The sequence below is a fragment of the Jeotgalibacillus sp. S-D1 genome (assembly GCF_004358665.1).
Taxonomy (GTDB): domain Bacteria; phylum Bacillota; class Bacilli; order Bacillales; family Jeotgalibacillaceae; genus Jeotgalibacillus.
Genome location: NZ_SMZR01000005.1, coordinates 42,071 through 65,799, shown reverse-complemented (window position 1 = coordinate 65,799; position 23,729 = coordinate 42,071). Strand labels below are relative to the sequence as shown.

At 41.9% G+C, this 23,729-nt stretch carries 14 protein-coding genes and 1 pseudogene; 9 read left to right on the top strand and 6 right to left on the bottom strand.

The genetic code is table 11. The annotated features are described in order from the left end of the window. The first annotated feature begins 390 nt into the window (after positions 1-390). The 5 genes and pseudogenes from E2R51_RS14570 (at position 391) to E2R51_RS14555 (ending at position 7,105) form a co-directional block, all read left to right on the top strand. On the top strand, positions 391-1,380 hold the full coding sequence (locus E2R51_RS14570; protein WP_240733095.1) for a substrate-binding domain-containing protein: 990 nt from the start codon (positions 391-393) through the stop codon (positions 1,378-1,380). Positions 1,381-1,446: 66 nt separating this feature from the next. Further along, positions 1,447-3,000 (top strand): sugar ABC transporter ATP-binding protein, encoded by a 1,554-nt coding sequence (locus tag E2R51_RS14565; RefSeq protein WP_306462125.1) that lies wholly within the window; start codon positions 1,447-1,449, stop codon positions 2,998-3,000. Position 3,001: 1 nt separating this feature from the next. After that, positions 3,002-3,985, top strand: coding sequence for an ABC transporter permease (locus E2R51_RS14560; protein ID WP_133377827.1), 984 nt, complete (start codon positions 3,002-3,004; stop codon positions 3,983-3,985). 102 nt (positions 3,986-4,087) lie between these two features. Further along, positions 4,088-4,669: pseudogene (locus tag E2R51_RS20655) on the top strand (glycoside hydrolase family 32 protein); the annotation flags it as partial. Then, on the top strand, positions 4,670-7,105 hold the full coding sequence (locus tag E2R51_RS14555; RefSeq protein WP_483299950.1) for a glycoside hydrolase family 32 protein: 2,436 nt from the start codon (positions 4,670-4,672) through the stop codon (positions 7,103-7,105). Between the two features lie 108 nt (positions 7,106-7,213). Here the strand turns inward: E2R51_RS14555 and E2R51_RS14550 are convergent, their stop codons facing one another. The 5 genes from E2R51_RS14550 to E2R51_RS14525 form a co-directional block, all read right to left on the bottom strand. Next, positions 7,214-8,743, bottom strand: a complete 1,530-nt coding sequence (locus E2R51_RS14550; protein WP_133377826.1) for a glycoside hydrolase family 32 protein — start codon at positions 8,741-8,743, stop codon at positions 7,214-7,216. Positions 8,744-9,023: 280 nt separating this feature from the next. Then, complete coding sequence (locus E2R51_RS14540) at positions 9,024-10,532, bottom strand: glycoside hydrolase family 68 protein (protein ID WP_133377824.1); 1,509 nt, start codon at positions 10,530-10,532, stop codon at positions 9,024-9,026. A 270-nt stretch (positions 10,533-10,802) separates the two neighbouring features. Beyond that, on the bottom strand, positions 10,803-12,083 hold the full coding sequence (locus tag E2R51_RS14535; protein WP_133377823.1) for an ABC transporter substrate-binding protein: 1,281 nt from the start codon (positions 12,081-12,083) through the stop codon (positions 10,803-10,805). Between the two features lie 39 nt (positions 12,084-12,122). Further along, a complete protein-coding gene (locus E2R51_RS14530) occupies positions 12,123-13,295 on the bottom strand; it encodes a response regulator transcription factor (RefSeq protein ID WP_133377822.1) in 1,173 nt (390 codons plus the stop codon). A 28-nt stretch (positions 13,296-13,323) separates the two neighbouring features. Continuing rightward, entirely contained in the window at positions 13,324-15,111 is a 1,788-nt protein-coding gene (locus tag E2R51_RS14525; RefSeq protein WP_133377821.1) for a cache domain-containing sensor histidine kinase, read from the bottom strand. A 234-nt stretch (positions 15,112-15,345) separates the two neighbouring features. Between E2R51_RS14525 and E2R51_RS14520 the strand changes: the two genes are divergently transcribed. The 3 genes from E2R51_RS14520 to E2R51_RS14510 all read left to right on the top strand — a co-directional run bounded on the left by E2R51_RS14520 (position 15,346) and on the right by E2R51_RS14510 (position 19,301). Beyond that, a complete protein-coding gene (locus E2R51_RS14520; RefSeq protein ID WP_133377820.1) occupies positions 15,346-16,434 on the top strand; it encodes an NAD(P)/FAD-dependent oxidoreductase in 1,089 nt (362 codons plus the stop codon). A gap of 366 nt (positions 16,435-16,800) precedes the next feature. Beyond that, complete coding sequence (locus E2R51_RS14515) at positions 16,801-18,630, top strand: Xaa-Pro dipeptidyl-peptidase (protein WP_133377819.1); 1,830 nt, start codon at positions 16,801-16,803, stop codon at positions 18,628-18,630. Between the two features lie 104 nt (positions 18,631-18,734). Then, positions 18,735-19,301 (top strand): TVP38/TMEM64 family protein, encoded by a 567-nt coding sequence (locus E2R51_RS14510; RefSeq protein WP_133377818.1) that lies wholly within the window; start codon positions 18,735-18,737, stop codon positions 19,299-19,301. A 5-nt stretch (positions 19,302-19,306) separates the two neighbouring features. Here E2R51_RS14510 and E2R51_RS14505 read toward each other — a convergent pair whose 3' ends face one another. Continuing rightward, a complete protein-coding gene (locus tag E2R51_RS14505) occupies positions 19,307-19,990 on the bottom strand; it encodes a DUF421 domain-containing protein (RefSeq protein ID WP_133377817.1) in 684 nt (227 codons plus the stop codon). Positions 19,991-20,338: 348 nt separating this feature from the next. Between E2R51_RS14505 and E2R51_RS14500 the strand changes: the two genes are divergently transcribed. Next, positions 20,339-23,578 (top strand): M14 family metallopeptidase, encoded by a 3,240-nt coding sequence (locus E2R51_RS14500; protein WP_240733094.1) that lies wholly within the window; start codon positions 20,339-20,341, stop codon positions 23,576-23,578. The last annotated feature ends 151 nt before the right edge of the window (positions 23,579-23,729 follow it).

The following is a 23,729-nucleotide window of genomic DNA, read 5'->3' as shown; positions in this document are numbered from 1 at the left end:
TCGAACTGATTTCCTATAATAGCAATTATCATACTAAATTTTCCATAAAAATAAATGACATAAATGAATAAAACGATCATAAATGATCATGGTGTTTCAAAGCGATTTCATGTAGTTTTATCAGATGAAAAACGTATAAATATTGATTTAAAGCCTTTTATAAACAATGTCTGAATTGTTAAAAAAATCATTGACATTAATTAACTGTGGTTATATGATCATTAATAAGCAAAAACAATCATGTTTAATCTTATCAAGTCACGAAATTCATCGACACCCAGAGAACCAGCCATTTTGTTTTTTGCGTATTCAAAAATGGAAAGGAGAGATTAGTAATTAATGAAATGTAAGCGCATTCATTTAATGAAAATTGATAGAGGGGGAGAAACAATGAACAGAGTAAACAAGCGTATAAACGGCCTGATGGTGTTAAGCATTTTACTTTTATTGCTGACAGCGTGTACGAGTGGAGAGTCGTCTTCTGGAGAGGGCGAGGACGGGGCTGTTGCGACAAGCGGTGAGGGCAGCAAAGAACTTAAGATTGGCTTGACGGTTAACAATCTGGATAATCCATTTTTTGTATCAATGAGTAATGCTGCTGAAGCGCATGCAGAGGAGCTGGGTGCAGAAATTATCGTACAGGCAGCTGATGCTGATCTGGCAAAACAAACATCACAAATCGAAAATTTTATTACTCAGGGCGTTGATCTGATTCTGTTAAACGCGGTTGATTCCAAAGGGATTGCAGGAGCAGTCGCGCAGGCAGATGCAGCGGGAATTCCGATTATTTCTGTGGACGTTGGTGCAGATGGGGGAATTGAGGGAACAGTGACATCTGACAATTATCAGGCAGGTGTTCTGGCAGCTGAATATATGATTGAAGATCTTGGAGGAAAAGGAAATGTTGTTGTTATTGACGGACCTCCTGTAACGGCTGTGAAAGACCGTATTGCAGGGTTTGAAGATACGATTGAAGGTACAGATATCAACGTTATTGCAAAACAAAATGGGGAAGGAAACCGTGAAAAAGGACTTCAGGTAATGGAAAGTATCCTGCAGGCTAATAAACCGGGAACCATCGATGCGGTATTTGCCAATAATGACCCTGTAGCAATTGGTGCTGAAATTGCCCAGCAGCAGGCTGGACGCCAGGATGAATTTTATATCGTGGGGGTTGATGGGTCTCCGGACGTCATTGAAGCCATGAAAAAAGAGGGGAGCTCAATTGCCGGAACCTCAGCACAGCATCCGGATGACATGATCGTAAAAGCAATGGATGTAGGCATCCAGGTAATAGAGGGTGAATCAGTTGAGGAAGTGACAAAAATCCCGGTTGATTTGGTTACCCAGGATAATCTTTCGTCATACTCTGGCTGGTAAAAAAGATGGGCAGTTTCTCATGTCAGCAGGAACTGTCCATTTATTAGAGTAAAGGAGTGAATGCTCATGCTGATTAAAGAAAACGTAAAGACATCGGTTGATTCCATGCGGCCTATTTTAAAAATGGAGGGGATCAGCAAAACATTCTCCGGCACAACCGTTTTAAAAAATGTTGATATTGAGCTTTATCCTGGCGAAGTCCATGCACTGATGGGGGAGAATGGCGCAGGGAAATCTACATTAATGAAAATACTTTCCGGTATTCATCTTCCTGATCAGGAAAGCGGTGCAATCACCTATAAAGGGGAGCGGGTGATGTGGAAGGATCCGCTCATTGCAAGAAAATTGGGAGTTGGAGTAATTCATCAGGAGCTAAATCTTTCTCCCAATCTATCAATCAGTGAAAATATCCTAATGGGCACTGTGTTTCCAAGAAACAAGCTGGGAATGGTGAAGTGGAAGCAGGTACATAGCCGGGCACAGGAGGTGTTAACCTCTATGGATTCGGATTTAAAAGCTGAGACGCTCGTGTCAGCGTTAAGCGTAGCCCAGCAGCAAATCGTTGAAATAGCCAGAGCACTATCCTACAAAGCGGAAGTCTTAATTATGGATGAACCGACAGCGTCGTTAACGGATAAAGAAATCGACCGGTTATTCACGATCATTAACGATCTGCGGGAGCAGGGTGTGGCGATAGTCTATATTTCTCACAGAATGGAAGAAATTTTTAAAGTATCTGACCGGTATACGGTCCTGCGTGATGGAGAGTGTATTCAAAGCGGACCAATAATGGAAACGAACCCCGATCATTTAGTCAGCTTAATGGTTGGCCGCGATTTAAAGGATCTGTTTCAGCGTGGAGCCAGTCAGTATGTGAAAACGGATATGCCGTATAAGCCGGTGATTGAAGTGAAAAATCTAAGTGATTCAACGTTTGTAAAAAATTTGTCGTTCAGCATTTATCCAGGGGAAATAGTAGGATTTGCAGGACTAATAGGTGCCGGGCGGACTGAACTGGTGCGTTCGATCTTCGGTGTCTCCGAAATTCAGCAGGGAGAAGTGCTGATTGAGGGTGATAAAGTATCAATTAAATCGCCAATTGATGCCATTAAAAATGGAATCGCCCTTGTGCCTGAAAGCCGAAAAGAGCAGGGACTGTTCCTCGATATGTCGGTAAAAGAAAACATTCTGATGGCTGATCTGCAGATGTTTATTAAAAAAGGAACGATTAATTGGAGAAAACTGGATCGGGAAGCGAGAGACTATATTAAAAACCTGAATATCCGCGCGGCTTCGCCTGACCAGGCTATATCAGGGTTAAGCGGAGGGAACCAGCAAAAAGCCGTCATTGCCAGGTGGCTGTCTACGAATCCTAAAGTTCTGCTGCTGGATGAGCCGACACGCGGCGTTGATATTGGAGCAAAAACAGAGATTCATAAAATCATATCTGAGCTTGCAGATGCAGGTCTTGCGGTGTTAATGATTTCATCCGAACTTCCGGAAGTGCTTGGGGTAAGTGACAGAATCTTCGTCATGCATGAAGGCCGGATAACAGGCGAGCTGGAGAAAAAAGAGGCGACGCAGGAAAAAATAATGCATTACGCTACGGGAGGTCATTAACATGAAATTGGGTTTACAGCCAAGCGCACATCCTGAGGCGCAGCGGGGGTTTAAATTGGGGCATAATTTTTCTGCTCTTTGGGACCGGCTTGGAATGATCATCATATTGATTCTGCTGTGTATTGTCATGACCATCATGGCACCAAACTTTCTTGAGGCAGCGAATATGACGAATATTTTAAAACAGGTGTCCGTCATTGCGATCTTAGCAGCCGGCATGACAATTGTTATTTTAACGGGAGGGATTGACCTTTCCGTCGGATCGATTGTAGCGCTGTCCGGTGTGGTTTCAGTAATGGCTTCTCAGGCTGGTGTCAATCCATTGCTTGCGATGGCGTTGGGTATGGGAGCAGGGTATATTATTGGATTTATTAATGGTTTTTTTACAGCAAAGCTTGGCCTGCCTGCTTTTATCGTAACGCTTGCCAGTATGACGTATGTACGCGGACTTGCCTATGTAACGAGCGGGGGATATCCGGTTGTGCTTGAAGATAGTACATTCAGGTTTATTGGATCAGGCGCTATTTTTGCTATTCCAACACCGATCTATTTCATGGTTGTGATTTATATTATTATGTTCTATGTGTTGAAATACACCATGTTCGGCCGCCATATTTATGCCATTGGCGGGAATGAAGAGGCTGCGAGATTAACAGGGATCAAAGTAAAAAAGACACTGGTAAATGTGTACTCCATCAGTGGCTTGCTTGCCGGCTTAGGCGGGGTCATTTTGGCTGGACGTTTATATTCCGGCCAGCCGACAGCCGGAAATATGTATGAGCTGGATGCGATCGCGGCGGTCATTTTAGGCGGTTCCAAGTTGACTGGTGGTGTGGGGAAGATTCAGGGGACAATTATTGGGGTTTTGATTATGGGAGTGATCACAAACGGTCTTACACTGATGGATGTCAGCTATTACTGGCAGTTAGTCATAAAAGGCGGAGTTATTCTGTCGGCTGTTATCATCGATCGCTTACGCTCGTAACCAGTTTAGTCTAATACGACAGGAGGAGGACAAGATTTGTTCAGGTCCGGCAGGAAGAAGATTTTCATTCTGTTGCTCTGTTTATCCGTCGTTTTTTTGCCAATGAAGACGCCAGCCCAGACGGTTGGTTATTATGATGAAACGTATCGTAATCAGGTTCATTTTTCACCTGAAGCCAACTGGATGAATGATCCAAATGGGATGGTTTACTATGAAGGGGAGTATCACTTATTTTATCAGTATCATCCATATGGAACCACATGGGGGCCAATGCACTGGGGGCATGCGATCAGCGAAGATCTGGTGAACTGGGAGCATATGCCGATTGCCCTTTACCCGGATGAACTGGGTCAAATATTTTCGGGCAGCGCTGTAATTGACTGGAATAATACTGCAGGGTTTGGAAAAGAAGCGATGGTTGCAATCTTTACCCATTCAGGTTCAATCGGCCAAGTTCAAAGTCTGGCTTACAGTCTGGATAAAGGTAGAACATGGGAAAAGTATACAGGAAATCCTGTCATGCCTGATCCGCCTGTAGAAGACTGGCGTGATCCCAAAGTATTTTGGCATGAAGACACCAATCAGTGGATCATGTCATTAGCAGCCAAAGATAAAATCATGTTTTATACCTCTCCAAATTTAAAAAACTGGACATTTGCAAGCGAGTTTGGACCTGATGGCGGCATTCAATCTAATAGTCTGGACCGTACTTCTTATACGATGTCAGAATACAGCGGCGGTTCCTTTCAGTATGAAGGAGACATTACACTTAATAAGAAAAACGGCAGAGAAGGTTCCGGCGGACTTATTTTCCGTTCTGACAAAAATGGCAGCAATGGCTATACGGCCAGTATAGATGCAAAAAATGACGCAGTTGTATTAAGTAAAAATGTGAATGGTGCGGTACAGGAAATTGCCCGCAAAGCAATGCCGATTGACACATCTACTTACCATCTCAAGGTTGTCGCAGACCAGAACAACATCTCGGTTTTTGTTGATGACACAAAAACCATTGAGGTAACCGATCCGACGTTTGAACACGGGTTTTATGGACTGGTATCAGAAACTTCAACGGCAGTTTACCGGGATGTTCGCTTTGAGAACACCACAAATTTCTTAAGCAATTTGTCAGGGTGGAAAGCGATAAATGGGGAATGGGAAAACACATTGGCAGGTAAAACAGGAGCCGGGAGTACGGACGTTTTTAACATGAGTGCCCAAAACGCTGATAACTTTTTATATGAAGCTGATATTAAGGTTTCAGGGGAAAAGGGAGCAGGGGGAGCGGGTGCGCTTGTTTTTCGGTCAGATGAAAAGGCAGAAAACGGCTATATCGCAAATATTGATGCGTTGCATGATACGGTAAAACTCATGAAGATTGAAAACGGCGTTATTACGGTTTTAGCTGAAAAACCCATGAAGATTGATATGAATAAAACCTACAACCTGAAAGTGGATGTATATGATGACTCGTTAAAAGTAATTGTAGATGGTGTCATCATGCATGATATAAAGGATGATTCCTATTCAAGCGGTCAGCTGGGTTTGAATGTTTGGAATTCGTCCGCTTTATTTCAAAACGTGAAGATGGGCAACAATATCAAAACCACACAAAATGAAATAGCTAATCATGATTTTGAAACAGGCGATCTATCAGGGTGGAAAGCAGTTAACGGAAATGCTTTTACCACTGATCACGTATCCTCTGCAACGAATTATTGGGGTGGATTGTTCAGCCAGCAGGGAACGTATCATTTATGGGGGTTTTCCGATCTTCATAACGGCGATGCTGCAACAGGCGAGCTTCATTCCTCTTACTTTAAACTCGGGGGATCAGGGGAAATCAACCTGCTTCTGGGTGCAGGAAATGACCGCAGCAGCCGCTATGTGTCACTGGTGCGAGCATCTGATGACGCAGAATTAATCCGTCAGGCCAATACAAAATTTAATGAGGATGAAACATATAAACGATATGTATGGGATGCTTCTGACTATATAGATGAAGTATTTTATATTAAAGCTGTGGACCAGTCTGCAGGCGGATGGGGTCATATCAATTTGGATGATGTAAATGTCTATAATCAGGGTGCTGTGTCTGAGGAAGTTGACCAGGTTGCGAAAGAACCTGAACAGGGCGACATCATTCAAAATGGGTTTATTTCCGAATGGTCAGCTGTTTCCGGTGACTGGGTCAATTCCACACATGGAAGCAACGGAGGGATTTGGGAGTGTCCGACACTGGTTGAACTGCCCATCGATGGTGATCCCAATAACACCAAATGGGTGCTTCAGGTAAGTATTAATGACGGTGCCCCTGCCGGCGGATCCGGAATGCAGTATTTTGTTGGAGATTTTGACGGCAAAACGTTTACCAGTGAAAACCCGTCCAATCAAACACTGTGGACTGATTATGGAGCAGACTTTTATGCAGCAGTTGAGTGGAGCGGGATCGAGGGCAATCAAGGCGAAAAGTATTGGATTGGCTGGATGAGCAACTGGCAATATGCCAATTACACGCCAACTTCAGGCTGGAGAAGCGCCACTACGCTGGCCCGTAAAAAGGAGTTAACGCAGACTGTGGAGGGGACGAGGCTGAAGCAATCACCGGTTTCCTTAAATGGTATTCGAAATAATAGCAAAAAAATTACCCGCAGCAATAGGATCATAACTGGAAACAGCAGTCTTCTCTCCGGTTTTCAGGGGGATGTCTATGAGATGATTGCTGAATTTGACATAACGGACGCCAATGCAGATGAATTCGGATTCAGAGTTCGCAAAGGCAATGGAGAATATACGACAATTGGCTACAATATTAATGAAGAAACACTGTTTGTGGATCGCACCAGGTCGGATGATTTTGACTATGGAAATAATATTGTTGATAACCACCATGGCCCTTTGTCTGTTACAAATGGGAAAGTAAAAATGCAGGTGATTGTTGATCGTTCTTCAGTGGAAGTATTCGGCACTAACGGGGAGACCGTTATTACTGATCAAATTTTTCCTGACCCTTCAAGCAAGGGGGTTGAAATATACAGTAAGGGAGGAAAGGTTACGCTGGAATCCTTGGAAATTTATCCTTTGACGAGTATTTGGAAAGATAAACAGCCTTCGCAATAAAGCATTAACAGATGTTCTAGATGGGTTTTCGATTGTTTAATAACATATAAAAAGATAGGGTGGGGGCCGTTTCTGGCCCTGTACCCTATCTTTAATTCTGCATCCGATTTAATGAATGGAATTGAAATGTGTGATTTTTATATTTTCAAAGGCTGCTGTGCCGCCTTCAGAGAAAAGGGTAATCCCTTTATCTTCATGTTCAGGGAAAATTAAATTCGAATAGGCAACCTTGCCATCATCCACAAAAACCTCAATGCTGGTTTTATCAACGAGAATTTTCAGATGAACCTCTTTTTTACCTTCTTCAAAGGGAGCCGTATTTTCGACCATTTCGTTACTTTCATCAGGATGATGAGTAAAGGCACGGTTAACATAGGAATAATTCTGTTCTGGAAAAATCCCCACATCCACGTGACGTTCATGATCATCTGATTCGCGAAGTCTGAAGCCTGCGTTCGTAAGTTCTTCCCAGGAAATATCCGCCTCTATCTGATAGGAATCGCCGGTAACATCGAGTGTTTCTGAACCATCCACTTCGATCCGATCAATGGAATCGGTCTTCTGTGTTAATGTATCCAGTGCTTCGACAGGCTGGGAGGACAGGGCATAATGACCATCATTTTCATGCTTTAATTCAATTTCCCGGACAATGGAGTCCATCCCGTTAAATCCTTCCTCCATTGTTGGTGTGTTATCTGCATACGCCCAATTGTTCATCCAGGCAAGAGCGTATCTTTTATTGTATTTATCCGGATCTGTCCCGCTTTCAAACGTAACTCCGCCATACCAGTCAAAGCCGTAGTCCAGCCACTTCGGCTCCTGGTGATCAGGAATAAAATCTTTTCCATCAAAGCTTCCAGTCCAGTATGCATACGTATTTGGTTTGCCAATTGATTCACCATTGGCGCTGGCACCAAGGACCCATTGGAGTGTCCCGTCATCAGCGCGCATGATATAAAGATCCGGGCATTCCAGCAGACCAATGTTTTCAGTTTCAAAACTGCTCGTATACTGCCAATCCTTCAGGTTATCAGATTCATAAAATCCTATCTTTGTTCCCTCAGCCATTGTCATAACCCATTTATGATGCTCATCATCCCAAATGATTTTTGGATCTCTGAAATCTTTTGTGCCTGGATTGGACATGATTGGGTCGTCGCTGTAGGAATTGAATGTTTTCCCGTTGTCTGTGCTGTACCAAAGAAATTGTTCTTGTTTTTGATCATTCTTTGAAGGCTGCGTAACAACGGCTATCAGCGCATCTTTACCGAAGCCTGCTGTGTTTTCTTTATCGATAACGACTGATCCCGACCACGGATCTCCGTTTTCATTTGTGTATTTTGGTATGGCAATACCTTCATCTTTCCAGTGCACCAGGTCCTCTGAGGTCGAATGGCGCCATTCTGTTCCGTTGCCATCCGGATAATCGCCATTATAAAGATAAAAGTAGTGATACTCCCCATCTAAGTAGATCGGTTTTTGAGGATCATTTTTCCAATTGTCAGGTGCAGTGAAATGATAGTCAGCCCGGTAAGACGGGTCTTCTGATTTATCCGGTAAAAGAAAATAAACCAGTGTTCCGATAAACAATAATACAAGCAGCGATAAACCAATCCAACGATAAACGTTCTTATTCATTTAAATTCACCACGCTTTCTCTTTTCTTATTATAAGTTTGTTAAACCTGGCTGTAGATATTTGTACACAGTTGATTGGAACTGAAGGTGTGAGACTCCTGCGGGATGCAGCGGGAGAGGTGAGACCTCTGAACAGCTTTGCTGTGAAGATGGCTCACCCCCGCCCCGCGGAAAGCGAACGCCTTCAGTGGAAATCAACGGCCCGTTTGACAAAGATAAAAAAGAAAATGCCAACTAAATTGACATTTTCTTTTTTATGTTAATTGCTAAGCAGCAATCGTTTATTCTTCTTCTAAAATTTGACCTTGCTCAAGAATTCCATCTTCCACAACAGATGTTTTTCCGCCTTTAATGTTCATTAGGAAGCTAGGTGCAAAAGTGGATTTATGGTCTTCAAAGAATCCTCTGTTTGTCATATAGCTTGTCACAACGACATTATCGCTGTCTTCCTGTGGAATTGCATAGTGAGCGTAATTCCAGGTAACATCATTAGGATCAAGATCCTGGTGCAGCACAATACCTGTTTTATTTAACGGCTTATATTCACCTGTTAAAGAATCAGCTACATAACCAAGAAGGTAGATGTCTTCATCATCAATGCCGTCAATTGTCATTTTAGATCCTCTGGCAGAGGTAAACAGATACCATTTTCCATCTTTTTTGAAGATGTTAGGACGTTCAATTTCATCTGTAACTGTGTTCGCAACAATCAATGGTTTCATTTCATTTTTTAATGTGTAGTCATCGTTTATTTCAACAATGCCAATTGCGCCATTTGCCAATTCGGCTAAATTCTTTTTAGGGCTTTGAAGAAGCTTCGCTTTTTCATCCTGGAAGAATTTATTGCTTTTGCCGTAATATGCTTGGTTATAAAGAGATTCTTCACCCTGATAGCCATAGTCTGTACCTGTGTTTGCTTCAAAGACAAGGTATTTACGGCCGTTTTCTTCAATGTAATGAGGATCTCTGAATGTATGGTTATCATCAAAATTTATTTCGTTTGAACTCATTGTGCTCATCTGACCTGAATCTTCCACACCAAATGCTTTTTCAGCAGTTTGATAGATGCTGCTGTCTCCGCCTTCATAGATGGATTTATAATCTTCAACACCATCAATTTCAAGTGTTTTAGTATCTGGTTCAGACAGATTTACTTGAGCCGTGGTCAGGGTTTGCTTACCGTAGCGTCCTTCATCTACATTAAATGGTTCTCGGTTTGTGTAGAACAAACGAACTTCTCCATCAGAAGTGAAGGTAGCAGAACCTGACCATTCCTCTGCTTGATGTTTTAAGTATGGGTCTTCTGGAACGTTCTTATGATCGTCATCTTCAAATACTCTGCCGGCATTTTTCCAGGCATCGATTGATGTTTCACCGACTTTTTTGTAGAACATGTAGATGAATGTATCATTGGCATTTTCAGGATCTCCAGCTAGTCCAAAAACGATATGGTAGCCATTGTATTCTGCCACCGTGCCATCGGCGTTTTGCAGCGGCCAGGTATCCCAAACATCCATAACCACTTCATTTCCATTTTCATCCTTTTTCACAGCTGAAGGAATATTTTTGATCGTTGATTCATCAAAATCAGGTACAGTGAATTTATCGTCACCATGCTGTTTAATCATTTGTTTCATATCGTAGCGGGTGATTTGGGAAGTATCATACGTTTCCTTGTGATCTCGATCATCTTTTGGTGCAGCTGATGTTTGAGTTCCGCTGCCTCCCAGTAAGATGAAGGTGCTGAGTGTAATAACTGATGCCTGTTTTGCAACTCTGTTAAAGTTCATTAATCTTCCTCCTGTATCTAATGTAATAATAAAAAAGTCCAGTGGCGTTATGTGATGAGGGATGGTAAGTAGGTAAAACCAGTAACAATCCCTAATAACTGGGGTATGACTAAATTATAGGGCAGACTTCACATAAGGGATATGGCATATATTGATTGGAATGTAGTCGTATATTGATATCGAATTTTTAGCATAAAAAAAGCCCCCGGTCAGGAGGCGGAATCCAATTAATATGGAAAAGAGGGTGGTAGGAAAAAACAGAAAAGGCAGTTATTCCGCTGAAGCTTTCTCCCAGGATTTCTGAAGCTCGTGCAGCAGCTGATCACGGGTCAGTTGTTTTCCTGCGTATAGCTGCATGGCTGCGCCAAATTCTTCTCTCACACCAACAGGGAAATGAGCCCAGCTTGCATTCAATGTATTTCCTTCTTTATATTGTTTTATCGTTTCAGCAGCAAGTGGCCCTAAATGGTCGTTATCAATGTTTTTAAAAGCAGGAATAAACTTAAAGCGTTCTGTCATAAACATGTTTCCCTGCTCAGAGGAAACCATCCAGTTTAAGAATTTCTTTGCTTCTTCTTTTTGTTCCGGTGCGGCCTGGCTGTTAATTACCCAGTAGTTAGAAACACTGACCACTAAGGCGTTATTTTCCCGCTGGTCATTGATGGGGATGGGTATAAATCCGATGTTCATATCCGGTCCCTGTTCATCAATCATCGGCTGTATCCAGTTTCCCTGCTGGACCATCGCAGCCTTTCCTGATGTAAATAAATCCACTTCCATATTGTAATCTGTGGTAAGAGGGTTGTTATTGCCGAATGTTAATGTAACATCCAGTAAATCAATGAGATCATTAAATCGTTCATTTTGATTTATCTTTTCTGTGCCTTCATTTAATCCTTTTATAAATGCAGCGGGATCTTCCTGCTTGGCAAAGGCGATATTCATTAAATGATCACCAAGTTTCCATTCTTCATAATAGCCTGTGGCAAAAGGGGTGATTCCGGAGTTTTTCAGCTTCTCAGCAGCAACGATTAATTCACTTAATGTGGCAGGCGGTTCATCAATACCGGCTTTTGAAAAAAGATCCTTATTATAAATAAATCCGTATCCTTCCAGATTGACAGGCATTCCATAGATTTTTTGATCAATCGTTACTGGAGCTAACGCATCATCATATGCTTCTTTAACCCAGGGCTGGTCAGAGAGATCCTCCAGATAATTACGCCATAGACGGGCATTTTCATATCCGGTATTTGTGAAAATTACCGGTCCTTCGCCTGCTGCCATTTGTGCTTTTAGATCGGAAAGATCATCAATAGCGCCGCCAACAGTGTAAATTTCAATCTTTACGTGTGGATTCTCCTTTTCGTAAGCAGACGCCATTTCTTCAAACTGAGTGGAAATTTCCACTTTCGGATTCCTGATTTTTAAGGTGATTGTTTGCTCATCTTTCTTCGGGTCTTTTGAAATACGTTCATCCTCTGATTGACATGCCAATAGAGACAGGCTCAATATTCCAATGAGCCCTATCAACACACTCTTTTTTTTCATGGCGCCAGCCCCTTATAAAATCATTGTAAGGTGGATAAGTTATTGTTTTTTTACCGCTTTTTCAGAGTTGCGATATTCAAAGGGAGTTATGCCGACTACCTTCTTAAATAGCTTTGAGAAGTATTTCTCATCCTGATAGCCAAGCATTAAAGAAATGGAATAAATGCTTTCTTCGGTGTCCTTCAGCCAGCTTTTTGCCTGTTCTGTTCTTTGCTGTGTGATGAATTTGGAGATGGTTGTGCCGGTTTCTTCTTTAAACTTTCTTGAAATGTGCTCACGGCTTAAGAAAAAGATGCTGGCTAATCTTTCCAGAGTTAGATCTTCCATATAATAGGTTTCCACATAGGTCACAATGTCTTCCATGCGGCGCGCTGCATCCAGCTCATTAAGACGGTGGATGGATCTGAAGTTTTGATCTTCCATTGCTTTATGTAACAAGGGATATGCATCCGGAATCTCTTTTACGGAGGTAATCGATTCGCCGCTCACAAGGCGGACAGGGATATCGAATTGCTTGCTGATTGATTCTTCAACCGATAACCATTGACCGCTTATGGTGATAACAAGACAAAGATTTTGTTCGTTTTGAAGCGCAAATGCATTTCCTGTACGGCTGTCCATAAGTTCGTCTGCCAGCAGTTGAATATAGGGGTCGGGATGATGCATTTGATAAAAGGAAAGAAGGGTAAGATCATATTTATCAGCAGCTGGTAAACACGCCTCAATTGGGTCGGGGTCAAAAATTTCCCCCATGCAGGCTGCGGTTACCAGCTGGTTGCTTCTGAATTTTTTCACATCATCATATACACCTGTCTCCTGGTAGACGCGCGTTTCTTCTTCTTCTGACCAGGACTTAACTGCTTCCGCCAATGTGTGATTAAACGCGTCAGCTTCAATAGGCTTCAATAAATAATCGAAGCTTCTGAACTGGATGGCTTTGCGCATAAAAGAATAATCGTCGTAGCCTGTAATTAATACGACTTTCCCTGTATAAGAAATGGAATCCAGCCACTCAATTATATCAATTCCGCTCATGCCTGGCATTTTCACATCGGTAAAAATCAGCTCGGGACTTTCTTTTTCGATTAATTTTTTTGCTTCATCACCATTGCTGGCTTCTAATAATTGGTTGATTCCGTGTTGTTCCCACTGTCCTAAATGACGTATGACATCACGCACATTGAATTCATCATCAACAATTAATGCCTTCACCGATTTTTTCCCTCCTTACATGCTATTATCAGTCCTTATTTTGTTCGCCTGCACTGGATGAATGGGGAATTACGATGGTAACAGCAAATCCTTGTCCTTGTATTGAATCTACTGTTAACCCGGCTTTTGGTCCGTAATTAAGTACTAAACGGTCTTGAATGTTTTTTAAGCCGATATGGTCATTTGAAAAATCATCATCCGTTCCTGGCGAAAAGATATTGTCCCTTAATGCCCGGAGTTCCTGAGGCGATAAAGAAGGACCCTCATTTTCAACTGTCAGATGCAGAGTTTTTTCCAGAATTTCACCATGGATTCTTAATTGTGCCTGATAAAATCCTTCCTCGTAACTATGCTTAAAAAAGTTTTCAACAAGAGGCTGGACAATCATGCTTGGAATTTGCCAATTTAGAATATCCTCGCTCAGTTCAATCGAATAGTTAATATTGTTTCGAAAACGCTCCATCTGAAGTGACAGATATGCTTTGATGTAATTCACTTCCTCCCGGACTGTTACCCATTGGTTTGCCTTAATGGAATAACGCATCATTTTCGACAGGGAGGTTAACAGGTCGTATATCCTGGGAGAATTAGAACGTAGTGCGACTGCACCGATTGATTGTAAAGCATTAAATAGAAAATGCGGATTGACCTGGGATTTTAGCGCTCTAAACTGGTTTTTTCTATTTTCAATATCCATTTTATACTCTCGTTCAATATGAAGGTTGATGCGGTCCATCATGTCCTTCATATGCTTTTCCAAATGACCGATTTCATCTTGCCGATTGTCATTAAACGGTACCTGCATATTACCACCCTCAATCGAAGTAACTTTCTGACTGAGTTCTTTAATCGGCCGGGTAATTTTGTGTGAAATGATGCCGACCATAATCAGTCCCATCAACCCAACAATGAGTCCGACGATAATATTGATATAGGCGGTTTTTCTTACTTCATTAAATAATATATGAGTTGGGGTTATTTTAACTAATGTCCAGTCATGTAATGGAGCTGACAATTTTTTCGTTAAAATAATATCTTCACCGGTACTGGTTTGCAGATCATTCAATTTCTGTTTAAGGCCAGGCTGCAGGGAAGTGCCGATAAGTGATGCATCTTTTGCATACATGATGGTATCGTTCGAATCAATCAGCAGCACCGATTCTTCCTTGTCCTGTACAAGATTATTTGAGATGCGTGCAAACGCGTCTAAATCAATATCCATCGTAATCATGCCCAAAAACTCATTGGTCAGCACGTCCAGAATTTTATGATGAAATGTCATTACCATGGTATTGTCTGATTCTGGAACAATGGCAGCATCATTGTAATTCTCTATTTTTCCTGGCGGCTCAATTAGAAAGGTTTTACTGGATGTATACAATTGATTTAAAGCATTGTCCTCAAGTAAATCAGGCTGAGTCTTACGGGCACTGACCGTTGCGTTATAGACGGTAAACGATTCCTGATCCTTATCAATAAAAAAACGCACCTGACGGATTTCATTTCGCATGAGATAAAAGGTTTCAAAGCTTTTTTCGGTTGCCATCGGATCAATATAAATGGAATCTTCAAATCCATTCTTGAAGATGCGAAACAGGTCGGGATTCCGATATAGAATATAAGGAAGATTAATGATGTCATCAGCATATTGCTGCAGCTCTTCAGAACTTTTTTCGAGCTGTGCTTCGCTGTTTTCAAGCTCATGCTGTTCCACGCTGTTTTTGGTATAACCATAAATCAAAAACACTGATAAAAAATAAGGGAAGATAATAAAAATAAGCAAGATGATGACTAAGCGGCTTTGAATACTTTTCACTTAATGCTCCTCTTTTTTAGCGTTTTTTTTGTTTAGCTGAATAGAGCCCACTGACTAAATTAGCGATTCGTTGCTAACTTTTTAACTTTATCAAACTATATCAAATTAATACGCGGCGTCAACATCAGGGTAAAGGTCAGACGTCATTAAAACCTCCATTCCACCGCTTTTTTGGTATAAAATCATACGCTTTCTCCATACTACAGCTAATAATGAAAGTTCGGAGGCATGTATATGAAGATTGCGATTATGGGAGCTGGTTTAGCTGGCCTTTCATGCGCCATCACACTTGAAAAGCACGGCTATCAGGCAGATATTTTTGAAAGACGGGGAATGGTGGGGGACCGGTTTGTTGTAGCGGAAGCGATGTTTTCGATGTTTCATACTCCTTTTAACGACGCTGTAAAATACCTGTCAGAGGATCACGATATTCACCTGAAGCCTAACAGCAATATTCAAAAAGTTCACCTTTACTCTAAAAATGAAACCTCCTTTTTGGATGGGCACTTAGGCTTCACAAATATGAGGGGAAAACATCCCCAATCATACGAGAAGCAGCTGGCTGAACAGCTGAAAGGTGATATCCAGTATAATAATTATGTAACCTATGATGATATCTCAAAAGAATATACCCATGTTGTTCTGGCAACTGGAGATGCCATGGATACCGAGAAATTACAGCCGTATGATGTGGCATTTAAAGCAAGCTTTAAAGGAGCGATCGTAAAGGGGACATTTTCCAAAAAAGAAGCACATGTCTTTTTTAATAATGACTTTGCTCCAAAAGGAATGGCGTATTTGATTGCGCATTCGAATGAAGAAGCATCGCTGGTGTTAGTTTACCCTCAATACCCTGAAAATGAAGCATTGGATAAGGAAATATTATGGGGAAAATGTGTGGCGGAATGCTGTGAACGACTGGGGCAAAAAATAACCATCGTAAATGAGTGGACGCTTGAAAATTACCGCATTGGCAAAACAGAAGTACCCAGAATCGGAAATACGTTTTTTGTAGGGAACTGCTGGGGCGCGATTACACCTGTTTTTGGCTTTGGACAATTTGAATCCATGTTAACGGGAATCTATGCCGCCCATGATATTATTGGGATCGGTGATTACGAAAAGCTGGTTAAGCCTTTGTATCAAGGGTATCACGATTCGTTATCGCTGCGCAGAGCCATAGAAAAACTGGACAATAAACAGCTGGATCGACTGACTAGAGCCGTGAATAATTCCTTGGTGGAAACCATTATCACCAACAAGAAGTTAAGCATTATGAAAGTTCTTGGGCGGCTTGTACATCCGCTGTCCCGACATACTTAAGAAAAAAACTCAATTTATTTGAAATAAAACTGAAAAGTGTTCTCACGATAAACTTACGTGAGAACATTTTTTTGTTCCGCAATCATTGTCATCTTCCAATAAGCCTTTCAAAACGCAGGTTCATTGCAGCGGAAGGTGGCGACTCCTGCGGAAATGAACCGGTCTCCTTAAAACCTCTGTTATTTACAGCATTTATTTTTTATAGATTATGTCACTTTCTCTGTTTTAATAATTTTCCTGAGTGTAATAATACCTATTTGCCAGTCTTATAAACAAGACCTTTGACTACTCAGGGATCGACAATTTTTTTGAATCTTTAACCTTATAATTATAGAGTCTGAAACTATAATTATAAGGAGGAAGAGAATGAAAAAAACAATGAGAAATGCGGTTTTGTCCTCGGCTCTCGTAACTTCTGTGTTGTTCAGTGGAGCAATGGATCCATCTGTGATTGGAGGAGGTTTTGCAAAGGCAGAAAGGGTGCCGGAGATCCAGATCAGTAATGGCATGACGCAGCCGGTTTTTTCTTTGAGTGAAGCGATTGTTGAAAGAGTGTTTGTTGAAACGGAAGTGGACAGTGACCGAGATGGAAAACTGGACAGGGTACGCGCAGACATTATCCGTCCGAAAGAAACAGAGAACGGCTTAAAGGTCCCGGTGATTTATGAAATGAGCCCTTACCGGTCAGGAATTTTAAACGTGCCAGTCTACGATGTAGACCACGAATTATACGCTGTACCAAGCAAAGAAAAGAGTAAACAGGCTACATACCCAATGGCAGAACCAAATCTGTCAGGCTACTATGATGATTATTTTGTCCCAAGAGGATATGCCGTTATATTAGCTGAAAGCATTGGCACGGGTCTTTCAACTGGATGTCCTACGACAGGCGACCAGGATGAGGTGCTTGGAACAAAGGCAGTGATTGATTGGGTAAACGGGCGCACGAAGGCTTTTGATGCAGAAGGAAAAGAAATATCCGCTGACTGGTCTACGGGTGATGTCGGAATGACTGGCGTCTCGTATAACGGCACGCTTCCCAATGCTGTTGCCGGCACTGGCGTAGAAGGATTAAAGACAATTGTGCCGGTTGCTGCAATCAGCAGCTGGTATGAGTATTATCGCTCAAACGGCCTGGTTGTTGCGCCTGGCGGTTATCAGGGAGAGGATGCTGATAATATGGCAGAAGCAGTTTTAACACGTGCTAATCCTGAAGCATGCGAGGAAGTCATACAAGATCTGACTGAAGGCATGGACCGAACGACTGGTGATTATAATGACTTCTGGAAGGAAAGAGACTACACAAAAGATGCGAAAAACATTGATGCCAGTGTCTTTGTAGTCCATGGCTTAAATGACTGGAATGTAAAAACCAAGCATTTCTCTGACTGGTGGGAAGTATTAAAGAAAAATGATGTACCAAGAAAGCTTTGGCTTCATCAGGGAGGCCATTCAAGTCCCTATAGTTTCAGAAAAGATGAATGGCTTTCGACCTTAAATAAATGGTTTGATTACTGGCTGTATGACATTGACAACGATGTGATGGATCAGCCGTCAGTCGATATTCAGCGCGAGGATAAAACATGGACCACTGAAGAAAGCTGGCCGGCTGCAGGAGCCAAGAAGACAAACCTTTATTTAAATCCATCATCTGAAGAAGCTGACGGTACACTCACTCTAAAACCGGTATTAAATAAATATAAGATCGCCCAGTCCTTTACTGATGAGCCGATGATCAAAGCAGAAGATCTTGCCCTTAATCCTGAAACGGCTTCACCGCACCGGCTGGTTTATGTGACAGCTCCATTTGACAAAAAGGTGCGATTGAGCGGAACACCAGAGGTATCAATCAGAGCAAGCATTAATAAACCGGTGTCAAATCTGACAGCGCTGCTTGTCCGATATGGCGCTGATAAAACAGAAATTATCACAAGAGGATGGGCCGATCCGCAAAACCTTCATGATGAAACAAGATCCACTGCCCTAAAGCCGGGTAAATACTATACGTTCTCCTGGGATTTGCAGCCGGATGATTATGTTTTTAATAAAGGGGATAAGCTCGGAATTGTTTTAATGGCCAGCGATTACAACTACACGATTCGCCCTAAAGCAGGAACAAAAATTGAAATTGATCCTAGACACAGCAGGATTGAACTGCCGATAGTCGGCGGTGCTAAAGTGCTGAATTGGAAATAGCATCGAATACGTGTCCGGGTTGTTACAAAAGCCCGGGCACGGTTTTTATTTATGAATCCATTCGGTATACTGATTTAAAAGCAGTACCTTAAAAGGAGAACTGAATGGAAGCCATGTTCAATTTATTATTTACCATCCCAACCTGGGCGGCCGTAGTCCTCAGCGTTGCAAGCAATATCCTGATAAGTATAGCAGGTGTAATCCCAAGTGTTGCCATAACGGCGGTTAATCTTAAGCTGTTTGGTTTTGCGGGCGGTTTGACTGTCTCCTTTATAGGAGAAGTTTTGGGCACTGCAGCTGCCTTTTGGTTATATAGAAAAGGATTTAAAAGGTATGTAGATAATAAATCATCAAATCACCCTAAGCTTGAAAAGCTTCTTTCCATCGATGGCAGACAAGCTTTTGTTACTATTTTTGTTCTTCGATTAATGCCTTTTATGCCTTCAGGTGCGGTTACATTTTATGCATCAATGAGCAGGGTTCCTTTTTGGATTTTTTTCACATCGAGCACTCTGGGGAAAATTCCCGCTCTGGCGATGGAAGTATATTCGGTGAATCAAATCCTTAGTTGGACAGCTGTTGGAAAATGGATCATTCTGTTAGGTGGTGCGGCTGGTTTGATTTATCTTTACAGAAGATGGCGTGCTACGGTATACAGAAATAACAGATAGTCCATTTAATTCTCCTTCACACGATCCTCTCTAAAATCCACATAAATTGTGCCGTCTTTTTGAATGCCGGCATAAAAAACATCCTGAAGCGAACGAACTCCAGCTTCCTGCAATTTCTGTTCAAGCCATTGTCTCGATAAGTCCAATTCCTGTAAGTTTTTTTCTGAAATCTTTCCATCAGAAACAACAGTAGAAAAGATTGGTACGATCTCTTTTTCGGTTGAGTTTGTTTGTGTATTAATTTCCTTCTTCAATACAGATAGATTTCCATTGGTTTCAAAAATGGCATAATCAACTTCTTTTATTGAGAAAATGCCCTTATTTCGTAATAACGCAAGCAAAGAATCGATATCGATCCGTGTTTTCTTCAGCTGTTTCTCCATGATCTTTCCATGTTTGATCAGGATTCTGGGCTCGCCATCAAGTGCTGTGCGTATTTTGGGGAATTTAATATCCAGCAGTTCAAGTAATATGGTGATCAGGCCCCAGCTTATCAATCCGATGATTCCGTTTCGCAAAGTCACATCAGAGTTGATGGCTAAATTGGCGCCAATGGAGCCAATGGCAATACCTGAAACGAAATTAAAAAAAGTGAGCTGGGAAATCTCCTGCCTCCCAATAAGTCTGGTCAGAATTAATAACACCAGAAATGAGAGGCCGATTCGTATGAGCAAGTCTCCAATTGACATAGCTAAAGCTCCTTTGATGATGCGTATAGTGGTTATTATTCCTTAATTTTACTCCTTTATGTGGAGACTATAGATCTTTTTTCTACTTACAGATAGCAAGCACAAACTAGTTTCAGCCCGACATTCGGTTGCGGTTGCTAATTTGATTTTTATTGCAGAAAAATGTCAATTGTAATCCTATGGCAGTCGACAATATAAGTGTATTTATACTATTAATTGTATATTATTACAGTTAAAAAGGATCATTTTAAGGAAATTACTGTATCTTTTATTACGGATATCGGAATGTTCTGTTATATTTACATAGTTAGGAAACTATTATTCTATGTGGAGAGGCAGGATGATGAGATGAAAAAAGTAGCATTGCGCTGGTTAGCCATTATGATGATGTTAACCTTGGCATTCCCTGCTTCGCTGGGCTTTACGGAAGAAGGAAACGCACAAGCCGGCGAAGTAACAGAATTGGAGGTCAGCAGAACAGCTTTTTCCCTGACAGAAACCCGAACGGTTGAAGTTCGTGCAGACCTGGGAGCAGGCGTCGATCCAGAAGAGGTAAACATTCAATTTGGCGGGAAGGATCTTGCTGAATGGAAAAAATGGAGCGGCGGTACGAATTACAACGGGGAGCCCTTTATTAAGGTGATTGATGGTCCTGCTGCTGAGGAAGGATCAAATGAAGTAACGGCAACAATTGAATTCGGTTTGCTATACGATCGCACGGATCTTTCAAACCGTACAATTCGTGTTCAGTATCAGCAGTTCATAGGAGATTATGAATTAGCTCTCGTTGATGCTGAAAGCGGAGCTAAAGCTTCAGCTGAAGTTTCACTAAATGTATATGATGAATTTACATTTTACGATGAGATAAAGCCGGCGATTGATGAAGTGTTTGCTGAAGCTGAAGCAGACGGAGAAAACGGTCGCTACCTTGAGTATCAATCTCTTGGAAAGTCTGCTGAGGGAAGAGACCTTCACTTTGTTATCCTGGCAAAGGATAAAGAAGCAGTTGATACATATTTGAATGAAACGCTTCCTCAGGCATTGGAGGATCCCAAGAGTCTATTGAAAAAGCTAAAAAAGGGTAAAATGGGAGATTACCAGATTCCGGTGTGGTTTAATAATATTCATCCTGATGAGACAGAGGGTGTAGATGCGCAGATTGAACTTTTCAAAAAGTTTGCCCTTGAAGATGAAGTAACGTTTACGAATGCAGAAGAAGAGAATAAAGAAGCTCCTGTTACAATGAATGTGGATGAGGTGCTAGACGATACGATTCTTCTATATATGTTTACAAATAACCCTGATGGCCGTGTAGCCAATACGCGGGCAAATTCAGAAGGGTTTGACCTGAACCGTGACAATGCCAATCAAACGCAGGTCGAATCACGCCAGGTGACAGAAGCTATTGCGAAATGGACGCCGCTGTCATTTGTTGATATGCATGGCTATGTGGATGGATTTTTGGTTGAACCGGGAACACCTCCACATAATCCGAACTTTGAATACGACCTACTAATTGATAATATGCTGGATCAGGCTCATGCAATGGGCAAAGCAGGGGTTGGGAATTCGGATTTAACGTCTTATTTTATTCCGCTTCTTGAGTGGGAGGACGGCTGGGATGATATGACACCGGCGTATACCCCGATGTATGCCATGCTTCATGGAGCGCTCGGTCATACCGTTGAGGTGCCGACACTAAGCCAGGACTCACTTAACGCGATGGTGGGAGTAGGATTGGGAGCGACACACTTTGTTACGGAAAATAAAGATGAACTATACAAAGAACAGCTTGAAATTTTCAAACGAGGTGTGACTGGTGAAGACAATCGGGCAGTCGACCAGTATTACGTAAATGCAGCAGGTGAGGAGATCGGACGAAACCGCAACGGCAACGACAGCTTCTTCCCTGATTACTACGTTCTTCCTGCAGATAAAAAGAATCAGAAAAACCCGCTTGAAGCCCATAAGATGGCGGAATATCTGCTGCGAAATGGCATTAAAGTGGAGAAATCCACAAAAAAAGTAAAGGTTAACGGAACAAGCTATCCAAAGGGTACGTATATTGTGCCAATGGACCAGGCGAAAAGGGGACTTGCGAATGCAGTTCTTTATAAAGGAGACAATGTTTCAGACTGGAACGCGATGTATGATCCTGTTGTCGTGAATTTTCCTGATCTGCGAGGATTTGATCTTATTGAAGTCCGTAAGAAAGGCCTGTTCGAGGGCAATACGAAAGAGATAGATGAGGTAACAATCCCAACCGGAAAAGTGAAGGGAAATCCGCCCAAACAGCTGCTTAAAAACGGCACGAACGATACAATTAAGGTCGTTAATGCACTTCTGGCAGATGGGAAAACGGTTGAAGTGATTACAGAAAGAAAAGGGAAAGCAGAAAAAGGGGACTATATTGTTTCCTCAAAGGATCTGCGTTCTTATAACAACGAATACTATTTTGATTCTGTGTCAGCAGGAAACGGAAAGAATCTAAAAACCAGCATTCTGACGCAGCCGCAAGTCGCAGCCACTGGCTCGGCTCAGCTGAAATTTTCATTAAAAGAGCTTGGGTTTGAACTTGTCGATCAAAAAGAAGCAGATGTCATTGTCAGTGATGGAGGCGCGCTTAACCAACAGGAGCTCGAAGGGAAATCCTATATCGGTATTGGCGCCAATGCTTTAAATGCTGTACAAAACAGCGGATTGCTTTCTGGATTTAATTTTAATTACACAAGATCCAATCACGAAGGCCTTGTTAAAGCAAATGTATCAAAAAATCTGATAACAGCGGGTTATGAAAAAGAGGAACTGCTTTACGTCGCAACAGGCTCCTGGATTACGGGAGTTCCTGAAGAGGCAGACGTGCTGCTATCCTATGATTCTGCAGATGATTTCTATGTTGCAGGATGGTGGCCTGGAAACGAAGCAGCTAAAGGGCAGACGATGGCCATAACTCAGGAGACTGAAGCCACTGAGTTTACACTTTTTGCGAATGAATTAGCGTACCGTGGTCATACTCAGCACAGTCACCGGCTGCTCGCCAACAGTATCTTCCATTCAGTAGCAGAAGAAACAAAAACAACGAAGAAGAAACCAAAAAGCAATAAAGGGAAAAAAGGTAAAAGCATCACAGTAGATAATATTAAAATTGACCGATCGAAGGATAAAGTAAAAGCGGCTGTTGGAAAAGACGCGCTGGTTAAAGCAGCAAAATCTGCTCAGCAGGTGGACCGTTTTACCATATCATCCGACCGCAATCAAAGCAGTGATCTGATTGAAGTAACGATTCCTTCAAGTGATATCAGGGAACTGAAACAATCTCAGCCCGATGCAAAAATTGAGGTTCAATCGGATGATTCATCCTATCTCATTCCGCTTTCATCCGTTAAGCTTGAAAATGCAGCGGATCTGAAAGATAAGGACTTTACCGTCTCAATCGAAATCTCAGAGGAAGAGGAAACGTATGCTGAGAGAGAATTAGAGAAACGGAAGGTCAAAGGAAGTCATGTGAAAGTAACTGGCAAGTCAGGCAATAAGACAGCAGAGCTTGCGAGATTTAAGAGTTTTACAGAAGAATCAGGGGCTGAATAGTTCAGGACCATAAAATGAAAACATTTTAACCCGAATTCATCATGTGAATTCGGGTTTTTAAAATACATCAGTTGCGGTAAAAAGGATGAGAGATGGATAGAAAGACTGCCATCTCTCATCCTTTTCTTATAGCACTGATCATTTATAAGTC

What these genes read in the sequence shown, in the direction of transcription:
- E2R51_RS14535 (WP_133377823.1), bottom strand. Translation starts at nt 12,083, where the DNA reads ATGAAAAAAAAGAGTGTGTTGATAGGGCTCATTGGAATATTGAGCCTG.
- E2R51_RS14540 (WP_133377824.1), bottom strand. Translation starts at nt 10,532, where the DNA reads ATGAACTTTAACAGAGTTGCAAAACAGGCATCAGTTATTACACTCAGC.
- E2R51_RS14570 (WP_240733095.1), top strand. Translation starts at nt 391, where the DNA reads ATGAACAGAGTAAACAAGCGTATAAACGGCCTGATGGTGTTAAGCATT.
- E2R51_RS14560 (WP_133377827.1), top strand. Translation starts at nt 3,002, where the DNA reads ATGAAATTGGGTTTACAGCCAAGCGCACATCCTGAGGCGCAGCGGGGG.
- E2R51_RS14520 (WP_133377820.1), top strand. Translation starts at nt 15,346, where the DNA reads ATGAAGATTGCGATTATGGGAGCTGGTTTAGCTGGCCTTTCATGCGCC.
- E2R51_RS14515 (WP_133377819.1), top strand. Translation starts at nt 16,801, where the DNA reads ATGAAAAAAACAATGAGAAATGCGGTTTTGTCCTCGGCTCTCGTAACT.
- E2R51_RS14500 (WP_240733094.1), top strand. Translation starts at nt 20,339, where the DNA reads ATGAAAAAAGTAGCATTGCGCTGGTTAGCCATTATGATGATGTTAACC.
- E2R51_RS14565 (WP_306462125.1), top strand. Translation starts at nt 1,447, where the DNA reads ATGCTGATTAAAGAAAACGTAAAGACATCGGTTGATTCCATGCGGCCT.
- E2R51_RS14510 (WP_133377818.1), top strand. Translation starts at nt 18,735, where the DNA reads ATGGAAGCCATGTTCAATTTATTATTTACCATCCCAACCTGGGCGGCC.
- E2R51_RS14550 (WP_133377826.1), bottom strand. Translation starts at nt 8,743, where the DNA reads ATGAATAAGAACGTTTATCGTTGGATTGGTTTATCGCTGCTTGTATTA.
- E2R51_RS14505 (WP_133377817.1), bottom strand. Translation starts at nt 19,990, where the DNA reads ATGTCAATTGGAGACTTGCTCATACGAATCGGCCTCTCATTTCTGGTG.